2 protein-coding genes are annotated in these 1,392 nt (G+C 47.1%); both read right to left on the reverse strand.

All coding sequences use genetic code 11. The features are described from left to right. On the reverse strand, positions 1 to 518 hold a 518-nt coding region (locus A3738_RS11115), incomplete at its 3' end, for an SDR family NAD(P)-dependent oxidoreductase (RefSeq protein ID WP_068763596.1). Between the two features lie 87 nt (positions 519 to 605). Beyond that, positions 606 to 1,392: NADPH:quinone oxidoreductase family protein (locus A3738_RS11120; RefSeq protein WP_068763597.1), on the reverse strand; the 787-nt coding region annotated here is incomplete at its 5' end.

Raw genomic sequence — 1,392 nt, forward strand, 5'->3', positions numbered from 1 at the left:
GCTTTGGTCATATTTATAACAGCAGCCTTAGTAATCGAGTAGATGCCCTGCATCATGCCCGGCTGAAGACCATTGATAGATGCCGTGTTCACGATTGCGCCTCCACCGTTTTTACGCATCAACTTGCCCGCCTCAGCAGACATAAAGAAGTAACCACGGATGTTTACATCAACCGTTTTGTTGTAAGCGCTAATATCGGTATCAAGAATATGACCAAAGTAAGGGTTAGCCGCCGCGTTGTTGACCAAAATATCTAACTTGCCGTGCTTATTGCCAATGTACTCAAAGGTCTCTTTAATTTGATCCATATCGCCAACATGGCAAGCCCATGCCTCTGCAGAACCACCCGCTTCACCAATCGCATCCGCCACACTCTGACAATCATCAATCTTACGGCTTGACACAATAACGTGAGCGCCCTGCTCTGCAAGCAGCTTGGCGATGGATTCACCAATACCGCGGCTTGCGCCAGTAACTAGGGCGATTTTGCCTTCCAGGTTAAATAAGTTAGTAGCCATCTTTTTTATCCTATTTCCTACATTCTTAAACTAGGGTCAGAGTACTTTTACTCTGACCCCAATATTTTGTTAAACCCTAGGTCCGACTTACAAAAGCGCGTCTGGAACAACCACAACCTTGCCTTTCACTTCGCGATTCATCACTTTCGCAAGCGCATCGCCAGTACGAGATAGTGGGAAAACTTCATCAGTTTCAAGGCGAACAACGCCATCGCGATACCAAGCAAATAGCTCCTGCATGTTTTGCATAAAGACCATAGGCTCGTGCATAACAAATTGACCCCAAAATACGCCAACTAAGGAATACTCTTTTACGAGTGCCAAATTAACAGGCAATTCAGGGATAGTGCCCGATGCAAAACCTACAACCAATAAACGGCCATTACGTGCCATTGCACGAGAACAGGCTGCAAATGCCTCCCCGCCAACTGGGTCATAAACAACATTCGCACCTTTGCCTTTAGTCAATTCTTTGATGCGCTCTTTAAGATCTTCTTCGCTGTAATTAATCAGCTCATCTGCGCCATTCGCTTTTGCCATCTCTAGCTTTTCTTGTGACGAACAAACTGCAATTACGCGCGCGCCCATTGCTTTACCAATCTGCACCGCCGCAATACCCGTTCCGCCTGCCGCGCCCAGAACAACAAGAGTTTCGCCCTTCTTCAAATGAGCGCGCTGCTTGAGTGCGTGGTGTGCTGTGCCGTGTGCGCACATTAGGTTTGCAGCATCGGTATCCGTAACATCATCTGTAACAGGTAACACCGTCATGGCATTCACGATCACCTGTTCTGCAAAAGCACCATATTTCTGGCTAGAGCCGATTAAGCGTTGGCCAACTTTAAGATGCTTAACACCCTCGCCTAACTCAACAACT

The organism is Oleiphilus sp. HI0066 (genome assembly GCF_001635725.1).